General features: G+C 72.9%; 1 protein-coding gene and 1 pseudogene. Both read left to right on the forward strand.

Going from position 1 to position 926, the window contains the following annotated elements:
• A pseudogene (locus tag LPA54_RS33065) lies at positions 1 to 287 on the forward strand (enoyl-CoA hydratase-related protein); the annotation flags it as partial.
• Positions 288 to 632: 345 nt separating this feature from the next.
• The coding region (locus LPA54_RS33070; protein WP_228984435.1) for an ATP-binding protein at positions 633 to 926 on the forward strand (294 nt) is incomplete at its 3' end.

The following is a 926-nucleotide window of genomic DNA, read 5'->3' on the forward strand; positions in this document are numbered from 1 at the left end:
ACGGTGTGGCCACCGTCACATTCGCCCGCCCCGAGAAACTCAACGCGCTCACCTTCGGCGCCTACGCGGATCTGCGCGACCTCCTCGCCGAGCTCTCCCGGGAACGTTCCGTCCGTGCCCTCGTCCTCGCCGGCGAGGGCCGCGGCTTCTGCTCCGGCGGCGACGTCGACGAGATCATCGGCGCCACCCTCTCCATGGACACCGCCCAGCTCCTCGACTTCAACCGGATGACCGGCCAGGTCGTCCGCGCGGTACGTGAGTGCCCGTTCCCGGTCATCGCCGCGGTGCGGGCGGCGGAGCCGGTGAAAGGACTCATGAGGGCGGCCTCCTCGGGCGGGCACTGCGCGGCTCAGTGAGGTCTGCCACTCGAAGTTATCACCGGTTGGTGACTGTCGTCACGACTGCGCGATACGCTGTTCGGGCGCCGTCACACGCGTCACGGAACATCGACACCCCGGTAACGGTGGGGGCGGGCGCGCGAGGCGGGGCGGCCGGACGGGTAGGCCGCGGATGCCGGGGCGCAGCGCTCCGGACGGTGCGCCCGGCAGGGCTCCGATGCCACCCGGTCCCGGGGGCGGGGCCGGATCGGGCGCGCCGTACCATGGGCACTCGAACACGGGAGCGCCCGCTCCATGAACGGAACCGCTGTGCACGAACCCCCCGCCGTCCCCACCTCCTGGCGCGTCGCACTGCCGCACACGACCGCGGCCGTGCCCGTCGCGCGTGCCCTGGTGCGCACGGCGCTCGCAGAACGGGATCACTCCGCCGACTGCGACACGGCGGAGCTGCTGACGGCGGAGCTGGTGGCGAACGCCGTGGAGCACACCTCCGGCGCCACCCCGATCGAGCTGGTCCTGCGGCTGCTGCCGACCGGCTTCCAGGTGGAGGTGCACGACGCCGACCCGGAGCCGCCCCGTGACCTCACC

Source organism: Streptomyces sp. DH12 (genome assembly GCF_020873895.1).
Classification (GTDB): Bacteria; Actinomycetota; Actinomycetes; order Streptomycetales; family Streptomycetaceae; genus Streptomyces.